The organism is Neorhizobium sp. DAR64872/K0K18, assembly GCF_050500175.1.
Lineage (GTDB): Bacteria > Pseudomonadota > Alphaproteobacteria > Rhizobiales > Rhizobiaceae > Neorhizobium > Neorhizobium soli.
The window spans coordinates 977269-993654 of record NZ_CP191445.1 but is presented as its reverse complement, the minus strand read 5'-3'; the positions used below and the strand labels follow the sequence as shown (position 1 = coordinate 993654).

Annotated in this window: 11 protein-coding genes and 1 pseudogene; 3 read left to right on the top strand and 9 right to left on the bottom strand. The window is 54.2% G+C overall.

Annotated features, from left to right (window positions below):
* Positions 1-67: 67 nt before the first annotated feature.
* Positions 68-280, top strand: a pseudogene (locus tag ACQY1P_RS04405) (IS3 family transposase); the annotation flags it as partial.
* Between the two features lie 86 nt (positions 281-366).
* Here ACQY1P_RS04405 and ACQY1P_RS04400 read toward each other — a convergent pair.
* From ACQY1P_RS04400 to ACQY1P_RS04375, 6 genes are all read right to left on the bottom strand, one after another.
* Positions 367-594 carry a hypothetical protein gene (locus ACQY1P_RS04400; RefSeq protein ID WP_430253121.1) on the bottom strand — a complete coding sequence of 76 codons (228 nt, stop codon included), beginning with the start codon at positions 592-594 and terminating at the stop codon, positions 367-369.
* A 215-nt stretch (positions 595-809) separates the two neighbouring features.
* Positions 810-1553, bottom strand: a complete 744-nt coding sequence (locus ACQY1P_RS04395) for a hypothetical protein (RefSeq protein WP_430253119.1) — start codon at positions 1551-1553, stop codon at positions 810-812.
* Between the two features lie 187 nt (positions 1554-1740).
* The gene (locus tag ACQY1P_RS04390; RefSeq protein WP_430253117.1) at positions 1741-2568 is read right to left on the bottom strand and encodes a hypothetical protein; all 828 of its coding nucleotides are present in this window, start codon (positions 2566-2568) and stop codon (positions 1741-1743) included.
* A 14-nt stretch (positions 2569-2582) separates the two neighbouring features.
* On the bottom strand, positions 2583-4265 hold the full coding sequence (locus ACQY1P_RS04385; protein WP_430253115.1) for an AAA family ATPase: 1683 nt from the start codon (positions 4263-4265) through the stop codon (positions 2583-2585).
* A 232-nt stretch (positions 4266-4497) separates the two neighbouring features.
* On the bottom strand, positions 4498-4677 hold the full coding sequence (locus tag ACQY1P_RS04380) for a 3-hydroxyacyl-CoA dehydrogenase NAD-binding domain-containing protein (protein ID WP_430253920.1): 180 nt from the start codon (positions 4675-4677) through the stop codon (positions 4498-4500).
* A 149-nt stretch (positions 4678-4826) separates the two neighbouring features.
* Positions 4827-6503 carry an ATP-dependent nuclease gene (locus ACQY1P_RS04375; protein WP_430253113.1) on the bottom strand — a complete coding sequence of 559 codons (1677 nt, stop codon included), beginning with the start codon at positions 6501-6503 and terminating at the stop codon, positions 4827-4829.
* 762 nt (positions 6504-7265) lie between these two features.
* On the opposite strand from ACQY1P_RS04375, the gene ACQY1P_RS04370 reads away from it, so the two are divergent.
* Positions 7266-7901 carry an N-6 DNA methylase gene (locus ACQY1P_RS04370; RefSeq protein ID WP_430253111.1) on the top strand — a complete coding sequence of 212 codons (636 nt, stop codon included), beginning with the start codon at positions 7266-7268 and terminating at the stop codon, positions 7899-7901.
* A 142-nt stretch (positions 7902-8043) separates the two neighbouring features.
* Complete coding sequence (locus ACQY1P_RS04365; RefSeq protein ID WP_430253109.1) at positions 8044-8745, top strand: hypothetical protein; 702 nt, start codon at positions 8044-8046, stop codon at positions 8743-8745.
* A gap of 439 nt (positions 8746-9184) precedes the next feature.
* Here the strand turns inward: ACQY1P_RS04365 and ACQY1P_RS04360 are convergent, their stop codons facing one another.
* The 3 genes from ACQY1P_RS04360 to ACQY1P_RS04350 form a co-directional block, all read right to left on the bottom strand.
* On the bottom strand, positions 9185-10123 hold the full coding sequence (locus ACQY1P_RS04360) for a hypothetical protein (protein WP_430253107.1): 939 nt from the start codon (positions 10121-10123) through the stop codon (positions 9185-9187).
* 950 nt (positions 10124-11073) lie between these two features.
* On the bottom strand, positions 11074-11664 hold the full coding sequence (locus ACQY1P_RS04355) for a hypothetical protein (RefSeq protein WP_430253105.1): 591 nt from the start codon (positions 11662-11664) through the stop codon (positions 11074-11076).
* 254 nt (positions 11665-11918) lie between these two features.
* Positions 11919-16238 (bottom strand): hypothetical protein, encoded by a 4320-nt coding sequence (locus tag ACQY1P_RS04350; protein WP_430253104.1) that lies wholly within the window; start codon positions 16236-16238, stop codon positions 11919-11921.
* Positions 16239-16386 lie beyond the last annotated feature (148 nt).

Sequence of the window (16386 nt, the reverse complement as noted above, 5' to 3'; positions counted from 1 at the left end):
TCCGCCGACCTAAGGGCCTTGGAATTCACGTTCCGGCAGGAAGCGAGTACGACCGAAGCCCAACAGGATCGACGAACACCGTAGCGTGGTCGGGCCAATGCCGACTATTGGGTCGATCTGCAAGCTGCTGCCGATTGCCCCATCAACCTACCATGAGAATGTCGCCAGACGACTGGACGTGAATCGACTGTCGGTCCGCGCCCGCAGCGATAACAGCCTGAAGATCGAGATCCGTCGCGTCTTCGAGCAGAATTTTCGGGTCTATGGCGTTCGTAAGATTGTAGGGAGGGTAACTCTCGCGGTTGCATCTCCTTACTGCAGCTGCGAAATCGTTCCGGCGGGCGTTCAGACAACCTGCTGCATTGGTTAGGCGTCGTCCAGATCGATGAACCGGCGTATACTTCTCAGGTAGGCGATGATCTCCGCCTTCAGGTGATCGATCTCGCTGAGGATCGGCGCAACCCGCTCGTAGTCGACGTCAGTCAGGTCCGCATCGCCAAAGAGATAGCTTTCATGGCCTACGGCGCACATGTCGCATCTGATGGCGGCCACTTCACTGACGAAGTCGGCGATCCGGGCTTCCAGCATGTCCATGGCCTGCCCGCTTCGTCAACTGATAGGTGGTGCTCTAACTAAGGCCGTATATCCCGGCAATTTGCGCAGTGACCTCGTCCTTGGCAACCCTCTGGGAGGCTTTCGTTCTTCGAGCAACGACAATTTGGGCTTTCGGCCGATGCTCGCTACGCCAAGAATGTCCCGGGCCCAAAGACCGACGTAAGCGATGCGGAATGGCTGCGCCAGCTACTCTCCTACGGCACGCTGACCGCCGTATCCTTGCGCTTTCCATTCAATTGCGACCAGAACCCGAATATGAGTCGATCCACCTCCCAGGCGGTATGCCCCGCTTCATGAGCAATGGCGACAAGCTCATTCTCCGTCCATTTGGTCTTTGATGTTTGACTGTAGGTGTGTCCCAGACCCGTCGTCGCCTCTAGAAAGCCGAGGATTCGGGAGTCTAGAGCGAAGCTGCCATCCATAAACTCTGGGTGACCAACGTCCATCATTAGGTTTCGTGCATACTTGTCGCTGATGCCGGGAATCGCTTTCAGGAGTTTGATGCATGCAGCGCGATCGGAGCCTTGGAGTCTTAGACTGACTTCAACGAGATTGCACCGATTGGTAGTCACGAAGTCCTTTAGCCGACCCCTTATCTGCTCCCAGCGCTGGTAGTGAGGGTTTGCCGCGACGCCAACCCATTGTGACAACAGTTCGTTGTCGTACTGAGTGACAGTTTCCCATTCCAGCGGATCAATGCCGCAGGCACTCTCAAACTCCTTTCGGATGAAGATCAACCGATCAAGATGGCCCGCCCCGCCATTTGTCGCTGAGGACTGAACAAATGCGTTCCAGAACCAGTATGGCTCATCCCCGTTCGCAATCGATACCCATCTTCTCTCGGCGTTCTTTCTTGCAATGGCAATCTCTTCCTCGGAGATCTCCTTGAGAACTCGAAGTGCTCGATGCATTGCTTCCTTCTGCTGCTCTGTTTTCATGTTTCCCCCAGTAGCTGGGATTACATGACTCACAGATAAATAAGGTTCACTTAAGCTACCTGCCATGTCGACGCCCCCGCAAGGCATCTTCCCGACCGCAGACCACCTCCACCATGTCCCGAGTTGAGCTTGAATTTCGAGACGCCACCTGTCTCACAGCCATGAGAGGTCTCAATGGCTCCTGCATTTACAGATAAGGCGGAAGATCTGAGTACGTCAGATAGCCAATCAACTCCGAATTGCTTAGAACACCATCGTAGAAGACGTGCTGCCACGAGCTCGGCGAAACGTCATGTGCGTTAAATCTAAAAAACGAAAGGGTGGCTTCGCAGTCTTGGCCGTTGGATCGCATCAGATGAACAAGGCGGAGCAACCGGCGATATTCCTCTTTAAAGAAATCGATATATCGCTCAGCGATCCCGAGTTCCTTCAGATGCGTCGCAACTAGTGCCCGTTCAGCCACGTCCAATTCTGGGTTTGGGACAAGAGTGAAGGTCGGTGTCTCGAAGGGTGCCACAATCGAGAGCGTTGCGAGTTGTGAACACGTGAACCTGTCGTAGTATGGATGGATAAAGAACCGTGCGGTGTCGCCATCCCCGACCTTCTCCAGCTTTATACCTTGGCATGCGTCACACATTGGAAACAGATTGTGCGGGACGACCGCAAAATGCGGATAGATGCCTTTCGGCAGATAGTGATCTAGGGTGTTCGGGCGGCCGAACTCCCCGCATGCTGGGCAAATTTGCAGCGAATGCTGGCGTAGATCCCTAATCGCGGTGCCTTGGGCAGAGCCTTTCGTACGGTTCTTGTAGAGATTGATAAGCTTGTCTTTGTCGTCCTCGATCGCTGGCCACTGTGCAACAACCTCGGGGGAGCCGTGACTGTCGAGGTAAGATTGCACGCGATCACGCCATTCTAGCGCGATACCGTTGAAGAAGGCGGCGTTCGATCCATTTTGCCGTTCGGCTATTACTTGGTTGAGAAGTGCGATGCTGTCTATAGTTGGGGGATTCAAAGGGTGGACCACTGTTATCGACCCTTAGCGGCTATTTGTATGATCATCTCTTCGTTCAACGCGGGTCCAAGCAGTCCAATTAGCTCTGCGGCGGATCGCTCGCGTAACTGTTCATCAATCCACGCTTCAAAAGGTTTGGTTACTGCTCGATCACCGAAGACGTACGAAGTAATTCGTTGCACGTCGCCACCGAAGGTTTGAAACGGAGGGTGACTAAATTGAATCCCATCGTCGGTTCTCGAAAAGACGTGAACGCAGTCAGCTGGCACCTCTCGAACGGTAACGATGGAGTGGGTGGCAAACAGCGCTTTCGAGCTGAAATGTTTTAAAATTTCTTTCAGCATCTCGACCAGCTGGATTTCAAGAGACGGATGCAGAAAAAGCTCCGGCTCGTCGATCAAAATTAGACTATTGCGTCGCATCACTCCGAGCAGATTTATCACGATGTAGGAGAAGAGCCGCTGTCCTGAGCTCAGCTCCAGAAGCCGATCGTCCTTGAAGAATAGGACGCCACTTTCTGCAACGATATTAGGAGCAATGGCCTCTGGGTCCAAACGGCTCATACTCGACGACCTTATGGCCACGTAGCGGCGACCATCGCGCCTGAATACGAGTTCAGTGGGGTCGAACAAGCTCTTGTTGGCGTAGGCGGCAGAGGCATTCGGATCAACCTCAACCGCCGCGAAATCGAAATCGAATGCCGACCTAAGGACATTTTCGACTGTGGCGAGTTTCTTTGCCCACTCCCTCATCGATCGAAAGCGGATGTCATCGGCAAGGCAGGCCAAAAGTGAGTGAGCCGTAGCCATTTTCGGCGTATCAAGACTTAGAGCGGTGTTGTTGCCCTGCCCCTGAGTATCGCTCCGCAGACCAAAATAGCGGTATGCGTCGGCATCCTGGCGCTTATCCTTAGGCATGCTGGCAGGAAAGTTTTCAAAAGGACTGTAAGATAGGACCACTAGTTGACTAAGGCTTGGTCGGTTCGTGAAGCCAGTCAATCGGTCTTCGTGTGGCTCATTTTGGATCCAGTCATCAACAATTTGATGCAGCAGACGCGATTTTCCGACACCATTGGGTCCTATCAACACGTTGATATCGCTGGGCAGCAAGTTCGTGGACTGATATTTGAAAGAGATCTCTTGGATCGAGCCTTGTGCGTCAGTAAATCGAAAATCCAGATTGCTGACCGCGATCGCCTCCTTGGCGAGGATCTTCCAGCCGTCTGCGAATGCCTTCTCTTCTCCACGCTCCCGCTGAAGCGAGGTTTCAAAGCCCTCTAACTTCCTGATCCGTATTGCTTCGGCGTCTTGTCGGGTGTTGATCAAAAAGCTCGCATCTTTCAACGCAAGGGCTACCTCGATGGCCCGGACTTCGCCGAGTTGAGATACAAGCTGCTCGTAAAACGAAATCTCCAAGGGGACAGAGACATATCCGACCTCAGTTATAGGGAACGTGCCGTCCCAATTTTCATCGAGCTTGCTCTTCAAAAATTCTCGACTTCTGGAGGAGCCCTCGAAAAGAACCTTGATCAGCCCTAGCTCAAGCGTCTCCTCCCCGATCCGACACGCGGTATTGAAAGTCGTTTCAAAGCCGTAGTCGTTCCAGTTATTATCGAGCAACTCAAGGACGTCTCCCGGTTCGCTCGGCGTCTTGGGGGCATTTTGGCCACCATATCGACCTTTGTAGATGACCTTCATTCCATTTTCTCGCGGCATCAGGGCGTTCAGACTCGGGGCTGACCGTCATATTCAATCGCGAGATTTTGCGGGAAGCAAGATCCTATTGTGCTATCTAGTACCCGCTCAGGTGGCTTGTGGATCGGCCGCATTGGGAAGAAGCGGCCGATCTCACCCGGTCTTACGTGCCACGCGGGCCCTCGTCGTCATGCATTGACGGCTTGGCGTCGACTGCCCCGCGATCCAGCAGTGTCTACGTCGTACTCACACGCGACCCGATTAACAATAAATCGGGTGTCGACTTTGTGTGAACCGCCAACTTACCCCAATTGGTAGCGGTAGCTCGGATCAGACTAGCGGTAGCGCTTGATGTCATTATGCCAGCGACGATTTCAACCAGCTTCATGATTGGAGCGGGGTTGAAGAAGTCCATACCGACAATGCGACCCGGAAGCCTTAAGCCAGCAGCAATCGATGTACGCTCACGACCGGTCATCAGTGCCTAGTCAGCAAGCGGATTGAGGGCCTTGCGGTTACCTATTGGTAACGGCGTGAAGGTCGTTTGCCTGTGCACACCGAGCGTTAGAGAGGAATTCCGCGTCGTGCCTTGTCCTTGATCCAAGCAGCGACCTTATCGAGAAATGCCCAGACATCGCCGTCATTGGGATGAACATAGTTGAAAGCGTTCGGGTCGCTGCCCAGAGCTTCGAAGATGTTGCGCAGCCACCTTTTGCTTCTCGGAACATTCAATTCCGGCAGCCAGTGCTCGACTTCGCCATGCCTCAGAACGAACAGGCCATATTGATCGAGGCGGTCAAAAAGATTCTCTGCCTTTTCTTTCGCAGCGCCACTAAGCAGGGCAATTCCGCCATCCGACTTGGGTTTTTTGTCGTTCGAGATAAGGTCTGACCAGATGCCTGCGCGTTCCAATTTGATCGAATCGTGGGCCTTCGGGTAACTTGTAGCTTCCAAGAGAACTGGGAAGTTGGTCTCGGGATTGAGTGCGTCGATGTCAAGAATGGCGGCGACGGGTATTCCGAGCGCCCGAAGCGGCCCGACGATCTTGTTCACTGAATCCTTGCCGTTAGCGTTAAGAAAAAGGGTGTTCGGAGCTCCTCTTCCAGAATCCTCCGCAAGCAGCCGTTCGTTGAGCTCTTGATAGAAAGCGCGGTCCGCGTCCGCTTCGGTAACCACGACGCCTTCGTAAAAGACGCCCGAAAGAGCATTTGCAGACCGCAAAAGTGGCTCTTGCATCATGACGCGGATATCGTTGTTCGAAAGCATCCGAGCAGTGGCATCGCCTTGCTGATACGTCAGCCGAACTACATTGACCTTCGCTCCCGACTGGATTGCGCCCATCAGGAACTGGCTGCTATGGGTCGATACAAAAACCTGCTTATCGCCTTGGGTCGCAGTGTTGGCAATTTCGCGACCAAGCTTATAGGCCAGCGTAGGGTGCAGAAAGGCTTCCGGCTCGTCGATGATCATGACTTTCGGGTCACCTGCGCGTAGTACCAACAGCATGCCCGTAAAGGCCTTCATGCCATCGCTCCACTGATAGCTGGGGCGAGCATTCCTCATCCATTCCAACGTGACGTCCTCTACGGAGCGCTCATTTGGTGGGGCTGTGTTCCCATATCGCAGGTGGATTGACGCACCCTCTGAAATGTCCATGCCCAGATGAAGGCCGAAGGCATCGAAAAGAACACTTCGTAGCGACTGTCGTCGAAGATCGTCCGTTAGAAGCCTCGCAAAAGTGCTCTGCGGGTCCTTCAGATTGCCTCTTCCCTGTTCCGCGATCAGGCCAATCCGGCTTGGTCCATCGAGAATGAGCATGTGACGGGCAGCGTAGCTCTGGGCGAAACCGTTTATGTCGGCATCAGGATTCTGCAGAGTTTCGCGGAAACCTGGGACGTGAATTTGCGTCCGCCACGGTCCAAACTTGACGTACACATGATCAGGGTGATCCACTTCCCCCGGATTGCGGGTGTGGTCCGTCCAGACATCAAGAATGGCGTCGATTTCTTCAACAGTATGTTTGCGAAATTTGAGCCTATCAAGAATTGTACGATGCGTATTTCCCTGGCTGCTGAATTCGGCAATTTCGCGCAGAACCATGCTCTTACCCGAGTTGTTTGGTCCGACGAAGATGGTAACGGCAGGCTCGTCCAACACCAGCGGGGTTGACCCTTGGCCAGCCCCAAATTTAAACCTTATTTCCTCAATGAGCACCGAAATCCCCTCTTCAACCCGTGTCAACACCATCGCGCCTCAGGCGTCCGGCCCCAAATTGTCGTATATCACAGACTTTGAAGGGACTGGGAAAAGAGGTTTTTCGGTAATGACGCCAAATTATCAGAGCTAAGCTGACAGCGAACGGCTTACAGCGGTACGCGATCTAATCGAACTGCGAGACAGCCTTTTGAAATGCCATAGTCGGCAACCGGGGTTCTGTTGGTACAAGGGCAAGCCTGTTCTTCTCACGCGCAGGGATATCGAGGTCGTACTCACTTCATACCTCAAAGGCAGGCTCAGTTCGGACGAGATAGAGGAGTGGGCCGATGACCGTGAAGTGCGGGGGATTTCGCCCACGAGATTGTACACCAGGATTAAATTAATCTCGTTCTATGGACCTTGTCGGATCAGCGGTTAAAAAGTGAGATACCGTAGCCACGGTCTCGCAACTGCTGGCAATAGATCAGTGGCGAGGCTCTAGCTGACGGATGTCTGGGCCGAGAGGCATATGGCAAGACTTCAACAAAGGAGTTGTCGACAACAGCGACATCGCCCATCGACTATCTTGAGCCGGAAAGCCGATAGGTTCGATATGCAACTGCCGATTATTCGGTTTTGGTGGCTGTTACGCACCAGCGCTCCGCCCTTTGGGTCGAGCGCTCGTTGTGTTTCGGCGATCCGAGCGACAGCGTGGCACTTTGGATGAAGCCGCCCCTATTCGTCGGCTATTGCACTCAACAGTAGAACGCTATGACAATTGATCAGTCGCATCTCGATTGACCACACATGAACTTTGTCTCGCCATCCGCCCTTACCGGCAAAGCTGCCGGTCAATATTTTACGCCTGAGCACGTTTCGAAATCTTTGGTGGACTGGGTCGTCCGCTCCCCCACCGACCTCCTCCTGGATCCCTCCTGTGGCGACGGAGCTATCCTTTGTCATCATGCAAACTCCAGAGGGATAGAGTTGGACCTTCATGCCGCTTGGGTCGCACGCGAGCGTGTCCCGTCGGCAAACATCGACAATATCGAATTCTTCTCCTGGGCTGCCTCCACTGACGAGCGTTTCGACTGTGCTGCAGGAAATCCGCCGTTCGTACGCTATCAGCATTTTAAAGGTATTACCAAAAACGCTGCTCTAGCCATCTGCGCTGCCCAGGACGTCAAGCTCAGTGGCCTCAGCTCAACCTGGCCTGCCTTCCTGGTGGCGACAGCATCATTGCTCAAGACGGGCGGACGTATGGCATTCGTCGTTCCCGCCGAGATAGGGCATGCTCCCTATGCCAAATCGCTGCTGGACTTTCTCGTCCGCAGCTTCTCGTATGTCCAGGTCATCGCCGTTCGCGACAAACTGTTTCCGCGTCTGTCCGAGGACTGCTGGCTACGGGGGCCAAGCGAGCGAGATCTTCTTCTCAAAGGTTGAGTGCTTCTCATCATGCTTGTGGCCGCCGAAAGTTGACGAAACTGTCGCGTGGTTAACGGTCTCCACCGACTGGCGTGGCAGACTTCGCCCTCTTCTGATCTCGCCGGAAGCCAGAGAGTTCTATCTCTATGCCCGATCGAACATGGCCAGCACACGGTTTGGAGACTTTGCCAAGATCGGTATCGGCTACATCTCAGGTGATAACGACTTCTTCCACCTGTCTCCGTCCGAGGCCCGCCTCCATGAAATTCCCTTCGAGTTTCTCGTGCCGTCGGTGCGACGCGGAAGGTCTCTGGATGGAGAGGCGATAGATGAGAATACAATCAAGCGATGGCACGCGGCTGACGAAGCTTTCTACCTCCTGAGTTTGCCCTCAAGTGGTGTCCTACCTGAAGCCATCACCCGATATCTGGCCACTGAAAGAGGGGCTGAAACAAGCAAGCGATATAAGTGCCGAACTCGACGTGTCTGGTATTCGGTTCCAGGTGTCTCACGTCCCGATTATTTTTTGCAGTACATGTCCGGCGTCGACGTGAAGTTGGCTCGGAACGATGCGGGGGCTTCGTGCACGAACAGCCTGCATGCCGTCCAAGTCATCAACCACGCCGCGGCCGCCCGAGCGTTCGCCAACTGGGGATCGAATCTCACGAAACTGAGCTGTGAACTTGAGGGGCATCCCTTGGGCGGAGGTATGTTGAAACTTGAGCCTCGGGAGGCGACGCGCATCGTTTTCGCTGAGGGCATCGCAGAGCCCTCCCCTCATGTGGTCATTGAGGCACTTGCCACTCTCAAGGCATGGCGCCATCAAAGCAAGATTGCTCAGACTGTTCACGATGAGAACTGAGGGGGCGGGACCGGGTGACTTAGATCAATCCAGTCGTGGGTTATGGGTCCGAGAACGGTGATCCAGCTTCCACGGGGATCACGTACCGCGGCATGGACCGCCAACTGCAGCGCTTCTTCAATGCGAGGATTGCAGCGTGAGAGTGAGTTACCCTCGTTCGGAAGCGGAGCCACGGCACAGACGCGATCCATGTTTCCGCGATCACGCAGCGTATTCAGCGTCTCACGTACCATGGTGTTACCAAGCGGCTTCTCGCCACGACGTTCGCCTACTCCCTTCGGTGTCTGCTGAGGAGACTTTTCACTCGGTCGTCCCTGGTTAAGCTGGCTGAACCCCTGAGGGATCGGCGCGTAGATAAACGGCAGTCCGTGGCTCGCAGCCAATATTCGTTATGCGCTTGCACCTCCGAGTTCTGGGGTCGAGTTCCAGAGAGAGAAACTCAGTTCCCGCTCATTTCTTGGGAGCTTCCATCTGCATAGATCACCTTCAGGATTTCATCCGTGACGTGGTAAGTGCCATTGGAAACCGGCGCGTTGAGCCGATCATAGGGCTCCCCGCTTATGAACTGATTATCTTCCCAAAAGTAATGCACGGAAGACTCTGCCGTCTGCTTGGGCAAGAGTTTGACGTCCAGATTGTCCGTCCCGCTGACCAATATTTCGCCGAACGCATTTGTGACTGAGAATTTGTGCCGGACCCCTACGACTGGTTTCGACGTCTCATTGGCGTAGGACAGATAAAGTTCTATTCGATTGCTCCAAACCCCGTTATCCAAGTCTTGACGACGGCTAGCTAAACGCTGGCTAGCGGCAGCCACAACCTGTCGCGCGGGTTTATCTGTAGCTTGACTTGTCGATTGATAAGCTTGGGAGCGAAACTGCGCCTCCAGTTGGACGTCAGATGGCCCGTTCGGATCTTCGGCATACACTTCTTCCGCGTCGGGCTTGTTTATTCTGTCGTAACAACGCAGGCGGGCAACGGGATCTGACATAGTAGTGCACTCACTTGAGTTGCGGCCTACCGGTACCCATTCACCATTAGTTTTGTTCTCCCAGGACGGCAGCCACATCGTCTCTGCCATCTTCGTGCCCGTGCTGAGATATGCGTCCGAGGGAACGTTCTTCATTGCCTTCAATGTATTGAGGTCTGGATCACCGAACGGACCAAGGACGGTCGCAAAGCGCCCATTTTGAGAGCGAACCACCCTTACTCCTGCCTTCTCGAGAGCGAAGACATCCGCTCTCTTCTTCGCGTCCTCAAGGGTGACATCGGAACCAACAATGAGCCAACGCGCAGTGTCGGACAGGGTTATGTTTTCCGCCCTTACAAAAGAAAGCGGTACAATGGCGAATGAAAGAAATAGCAGTGACTTGAACATGTTCCACCCCAATATTTTAGGTCAACGGTATCTGACAATCGCTAAGATCCCACTCAACCGTTAGGTGAACGTTTTTTAAACGTACGCTGACTTTTTCTACTCCTCCCTATCCGACCAGCCGTGCAGGTTGGAACCTGGCGGTTTCGTACATCCTTTTCGGCGTTGGAAAGCTGATCCGGGGGCGGAGACGCTATGATAAGAACCTGCGATAGGCCGACGATAGTTCCATCATTATCGGTCCGCCTGCCTTAGCAGCCTTTGACAGCGTGTGTGTCCTCGAAATCAAGCCATGATCCTGTAATACGGTCGACGACATCGCTATAGTACCTTTGCAAGTGGCTTGCCGATGGCATTACACGCTATGGACGCGACCTGGGTTGCAGAGGAACCGGCGACCAAGGATCCCCAGCGATCAGAGGGACTCGGGCGAAGCATCTCCTCAAATGTCTCGCCGCCACCTAAATCCGATAGGAGGCCGCTCTCGCAATCATAAGCTCGCATCGTGTAATTCCAACCGGAAGCCTTCGAAAAGCTTGTGTTCAGACATCGGCATCTGGAATTTCGAGGAACTCCGGTCGTGCCAGTTCCTGATGAATGATATGCAAATCGCTTATGATCCCCCTTCATGGAAATCTCCTCTTGAATGGATGCTGCTGGGGATTGGCTGGGGAACTCTCGGCACCTTGGGGTGAGGCCGTACGGTCAGCGCGGGCTGCCGTCCGGATGTCAGCCGACTCTATGGGCCTATCAAGACCGGCAACCTGTTCGGCCGATACCATCCCATTCAATTCGAGGGCGGCAGCGACGTTGCCCAGGAACGCCAGATTGTCACGAAGAAGTTGCTTTGCACGCGAGAATTCCGTTGCGAGAACCTCATCTACCCATTTCCCTACCGTCGGGTCGGCGTGCCTCAGCTTTTCGAGGTCGGGATCTTCACGTCCCAGACTGTGTCAGAGCCGATTCCCCATCCCCATTTGGGTTTGCATCGCGGTCGCGATCCGGGTCGCATTGGCCAGATCCGAATTCTTGCCTGCTCCGGCTCCATCAGAGATGGACCCCAAGCACACCTCCTCAGCGGCGATGCCCGCCAGCATAACGAGGAAATGGTCTCGGTAGAATTGAGCGTTTCGGTAGGCGACTGCGGGCAGCTCGAAATAGGCCCCTCCTCCGCGTTTCACCGGACTGTCGCGGGGTACCTGATCCACGATCATAGTGCCACGGTACATCCCATGATTAAGCCGCAGCAACGCAACCGTGTGTCCGGCTTCGCGGACGGCGAGCGCTCGCCGATGCTCGCGAAGGATCGGGACCATCTCTGGCAATGCCGCGACAACATCCTCGACGACCAAGTCACGTTTCTGCCGACGCGCAATACGCTTGGCGTCACGCGCGACCTTTGCCAGATCAGCGCCCGAGAACCCGACCGTGGCAGGCACCAGCGCTTCAAGCTTCGCTGGCGCAACAGCCTGACCTAGCTGCTGATGGAGGATAGCGGTGCGATCTTCGGCGTTTGGAAGCGAGATTTCGACGTGCCGATCCAATCGCCCTTCCGATGTTCGCATCAACCTCGCAAGACGGCCCTAACCGTGGGCTTACTAATTCGCGTCGACCGTCATTGGTTATCTCCGTGTATAGTGATGAGCGATAACGCGGCTGCGGCCACCGGGGGTCTCTCGCTAACAGCGCAGCTTCCCCAATACCGATGCTCCCCGGCAAACTTGCAATCCACACTCAGGTGCTATTGACGAAACGGCAGCGACGCATCCAACAGCATTCGCATATGTTTCCCACACCTTCATGCTGTTGTTTTACCCGGTGCCCTTCTTCTTTCGCGGGGGTGCTGATCAGGGCGCCGTTCCTGCAAGCGTTTTGTCAGATCGATGCCGACGACTTTGATGCCGTCTATATCAGGGCGCTTTGCAATGTAATCGTCAGCGAAATTTTGCAGTTCGATGCAGAGCTCCTCGAAGGTAAGCATTTGGAGCGTGACTGGATGCTCCCAGCTTTGCCGCTTAACGCCACGGTTGGACATCAGGAAAATGCCGTACGACGACCGTGCGTCACGCAGATAATCATTGACCAGCTGATTCTGCAGGCGCTCGAATAGTTTGGGCCCAGTCCAACTGTCCGCGATCTTGAACTCGATCGGAACAGGTCCGTGGACGTCAGGCGCGTGAATTCTAATGTCCGGCCGCTTGGCGTCGGCTAGTTCTTCTTCATTGGGCGCAAAATATCTGCCGTTAGCGCGGTCCCGGAAGAGCTTCCCAAAAAAGTTTCGCTGAACAGTCTCGGCCCCGGTCTTGTGAACGATGCTCGCGATACTATCGTCGCCCTCCTCAAGCTCCTCCTTAAAATCGAGCAACCGATTCCAGACCAGCTCGAACAGCTCGCGGGAACTTCCGGGACTTCGGTCCAGGTCATTTTCATATGCGTGGAAATCAGCAGCGGTCCAAGGTTTTAAATTTGCATCAGCCTCCGCACGCGCAAGTGCCGCACTTCGTATATATGGGCGGATGTCTTGGTCGGCATGGGTATTGGCAAGCTCCATCAAGGCGATGAATGCCTCCTTGCCTTCTATTTCGCCAAGCAACCTCAAAACTAGATCGCGTTCCCGCTGCGCATGGTCTCGACCTTCCGGCGAATAGGCTCGAAGATGCACGCGTTTGGTATCTTCCGACCTTTTAATGTGGCGGCAGAAAATTTCGTAGAGCCGCTTTAACGATGAAGGCGTTTTGAAATTTTCCCGCTTCGAAACCCAGTCGTGATCATGTGAAAGAAATGCCGAACTAACTGCCATTGTAAATTTTTGGGCATTACTCTCAGTGAGGCCGACCAGATAACTATCGAAGAACGCAATAGCTTCCGGCGCTTGAACAGTGAGCCATAGTGCAACCCAAAGAGCGGTGTTGTCCGATGAGGTCAGGGCTTTGACTTTGGCTTCCGCCAGAACCGCTAACTCTGCGTCAGTGACTTTGGGGTCTGTCGATACAATCTTTAGAGCACCCCTCAGAACGTCAAGAGACCGCGGCTCTTGTGAACTCAAAAGAGTGAGAAGTTGAGGGCCAACGATTGGTCGAAGTTGCTCTCCATGCCAAACTAGGTCATCGATTACATAGCTGTCCGGGTCGTCCTGGACAAATTCCCAGCCGATCTCCTTGAATAGGACTTCGACAACTTCCGATGGGAACCTTTCGGCCAGCGACCCAAGCCAATCCGAGAAGCCATTCATTTCGCAGAGCGCATAACGTGTGGCGAGCTTGGCGTCATCAGAGGACAGAGCGTCAAGCCAGCCTTCCTCTTGCGAATTGAACTCGAGGCCGGTCAAACCAAGATAGGTTTGGTGCGGAGTAGAGTTGATAGCCTCAAGGCCCTCGGATCGAAGTTGCGGAACGTAATGGCGCCAGTACCGCTGAGCTCCATCTTTGAATGCCTGAACGACTTCATCGCCATGGGAAGGAACCAAGCCCTGCCAATTTGCATGCGCAAGCCTGTTCCGGTCGAGATCAAGATCTCTGAGCGCTTCTAGCATATAAAGTTGAGCACGAGTGATGCCACCGGAAGAAACCGCGCTCAACAACGTGAGGTTCTGCGAGATCTGTGTTTTCCACCGCTCTAGCTGAGCTTCTCGCTCAAGCTCGTGCCTGTCCATCTCCTCTGCATGCTCGAGCCTTCGACGCTGGGCTTCCAATTGTTCCGGACTTGGACTGGGATCTAGAAATTCTTCGAGGCGAGCCGCCAAGTTCGGGTTGTTTCCTATCGCTTCTCTGATCAAAGCTATGTTTTCCTCCCGCGCTTCGGCCGGAAGACATTCGAAAGCGGCAGACAGCGCAACGAACCGGTCATCCTCCTGCTTTTGACCGATCTGAGCAACCAGCCGTCCAAAATCGGCACTTGAGATCTGCCAAAACGACAGAGGCTCACTAACCTGCCACCAGTTTCTGATGACTCTGCCTTTGGCTCTTTCAGTTGAAATCTGATGCCAGAACAAGTGTTCGTTCAGGTCGCTCCAAGCCTTAACCTTGGCCCCAAGATCCGTCTTGATTGAGGAACGATCATAGAGCGCTGCCTTTTCAGTTAGCGATATGATATCCAAGGCTGTCGGCGAGAGAGCGAAAGGGTCCCGTGCTTCTACAAGCCTTTCACACGCTCTGGCTCCGACGGGCAGAAGCCAATAGGCCTTATCGGAGACCCTGTAGTTCCGGCCGTCCTTGAACGGAGCTTCCTGCAACTTAACAAGAATTTCATCTAACGCGGTGCGGCATTCGGCAAGAGATAACTCGTTTGTGTATTCAACGAAGCGTACCGTGAGCAACTGGAACCCGTATTTGTCTGGACCGAGCAAACTGGATGCGCCCTCGATCGCACGTTTTAAATCTAAAATTTTGCCAAGGCTTCGAAGGCACTCGCCGAAGACAACAAGATCACGCTCGCCGATCGATGCGAGTAAGTTATCGCGAAACTGAGCTAACTCAGCTTGCCCAGCGGTCGCTGCTACAACCTGAATTGCCGCACTACGAGTGGTGCCGTCGTAGGAGATGTTCAAAGCGAATGCTTTTGCTTGCTCCAAGCACTCAACCATTGCTCCTTGCCATGCCATGCGGAGCAAGGAAATCCGAACGACGTCATTACCTTCATAGAGCGTTAGAAGCTCGCTGATCGCGGAGCCAAGGTCTCTGGTGGCCATCCTTCGGACAGCCCCCGAATCCAAAAGTCTGCCGGTGCCAGCTGTGGCGTGTCTGGCACAAATATCCTCAATCAGCCGTGCCCTGAACTCGCGAGAAAATTTGCCCGGATCGCCACCCTCGGTTAAAATTTCGGGAGCGATCTTCGCTGTTTTGTTGCGGATCCGCTCATCTTCCAGTGCAATCCACGGTAACAGCGGTCGCATAGCCGGAATGACCAACTCGATCCCATACTGGGTCTTGAAGAAGAGTTGCTCGACGCGGCGGCGAGAGTTTCCCTTGCGCAACAGCCCCAGTACCCATTCTGCAGCTAAGAACTCTCGTACAGAGCGGTGGTGGAACCTGACACGACCGTAGATGGCCTCATCAAAGATCGGGCGAGAAAGAAGCGTTTGGCAGTCGCCGTCGCTCCATGCGTTGAGAATAGCGCTGACATCAATACCTTTCAAGCCACCGTCGTTGTCCGGAACGCAGAATTGTTGATCACGCAGCATCGACGCGGCAGCCGCCAGTGTTCTTGCTCCCGACCTTGCAGCGATTGGTGCCAGTAGCCTCTTATCGGCACGGTCGCGATCGCGTTCCTTAAGCTTCAGTTCGATGTCGTTAACGACCAACGCCAGTCGCCCATCAATTGAGCCGTTCGTTATCCAGTAGCCAGCTAAGTCTTCCAGATCCTTCGGCCTGCTTGCGAAGCCGACCGCGTCAGCTTGCTCAACTGCATTATAAAAGGTTCGTGGCTCGTTGACGCCGAAATGACGGGCTAGTTCACAGATGCGCGGCTCATCGAGGGGGAGCAAAGAAAAAATTCTAGCCTGTCGTTGCTCCTCACTTCCGTCCACTTGGTCCGAAATTGCGTCGAGTAACGGCTCGAAGCCATCAGGGTTCGGCTCTGGTGGCCTCTGAATTATTTCCGGAAGTGGCAAATAGGTGTTCACGAGAAGAAGATCGCTAGTGGGGCGCCATTCACTAGCCCGGCTCGTGACGATAATGTTGGCACGGAGCGCGGCATCTCCAAGTTTTGAGGCGAGAAGCTTAACGGCACGCTCGAAGTTCTTGGCACTGGTCAGACGCGCTTCGTCGACTGAATCCAACATAAGCCACCCTGCGTCGTTTCCATCCAGCCATTCGTCTAGCCCTCGAAGATCGCCGGTATCACGTTCGTCGAACGAAGCCGCCGTCACTCCGTCTGACACTTCTTCAAGCCGCATGAAAAAGGCGTGTTTGCCGTCCAGCCGGAGCTTTCGAATGGCCGCCTTTATTTCTTGCGTCTTTCCTGCTCCGGCCTCCGCCAATACTATTGCGCGAGGTTCTTTGAGAAGCGCGTCCCAGCCAACACCTGGACCAGCGCAACTCCAGTCATCCATGTCTCCACGGAGCTGGTCGTCCATTTGGACAAAGCGGCGGTCTAGGTCAACGAACGTCTGATTTACCATCTTCGGAAGTTCTTCTCGTGATTTGTAGGGCGTTCGCTGAGGGCGATCCCAAGACCAACATTAAAAATGCATTTCACACATAGCAAGTGGCGCGACCAGCAGGTGCCGCACCAAGGGTACGCTGCTCATCACTGTATAACGCGGTCGG

Bases quoted from the DNA above. Each gene is read 5' to 3' on its own strand.
- ACQY1P_RS04370 (WP_430253111.1), top strand. From the start codon at position 7,266: ATGAACTTTGTCTCGCCATCCGCCCTTACCGGCAAAGCTGCCGGTCAA.
- ACQY1P_RS04365 (WP_430253109.1), top strand. From the start codon at position 8,044: ATGGCCAGCACACGGTTTGGAGACTTTGCCAAGATCGGTATCGGCTAC.
- ACQY1P_RS04380 (WP_430253920.1), bottom strand. From the start codon at position 4,677: ATGGACTTCTTCAACCCCGCTCCAATCATGAAGCTGGTTGAAATCGTC.
- ACQY1P_RS04385 (WP_430253115.1), bottom strand. From the start codon at position 4,265: ATGAAGGTCATCTACAAAGGTCGATATGGTGGCCAAAATGCCCCCAAG.
- ACQY1P_RS04395 (WP_430253119.1), bottom strand. From the start codon at position 1,553: ATGAAAACAGAGCAGCAGAAGGAAGCAATGCATCGAGCACTTCGAGTT.
- ACQY1P_RS04400 (WP_430253121.1), bottom strand. From the start codon at position 594: ATGGACATGCTGGAAGCCCGGATCGCCGACTTCGTCAGTGAAGTGGCC.
- ACQY1P_RS04350 (WP_430253104.1), bottom strand. From the start codon at position 16,238: ATGGTAAATCAGACGTTCGTTGACCTAGACCGCCGCTTTGTCCAAATG.
- ACQY1P_RS04360 (WP_430253107.1), bottom strand. From the start codon at position 10,123: ATGTTCAAGTCACTGCTATTTCTTTCATTCGCCATTGTACCGCTTTCT.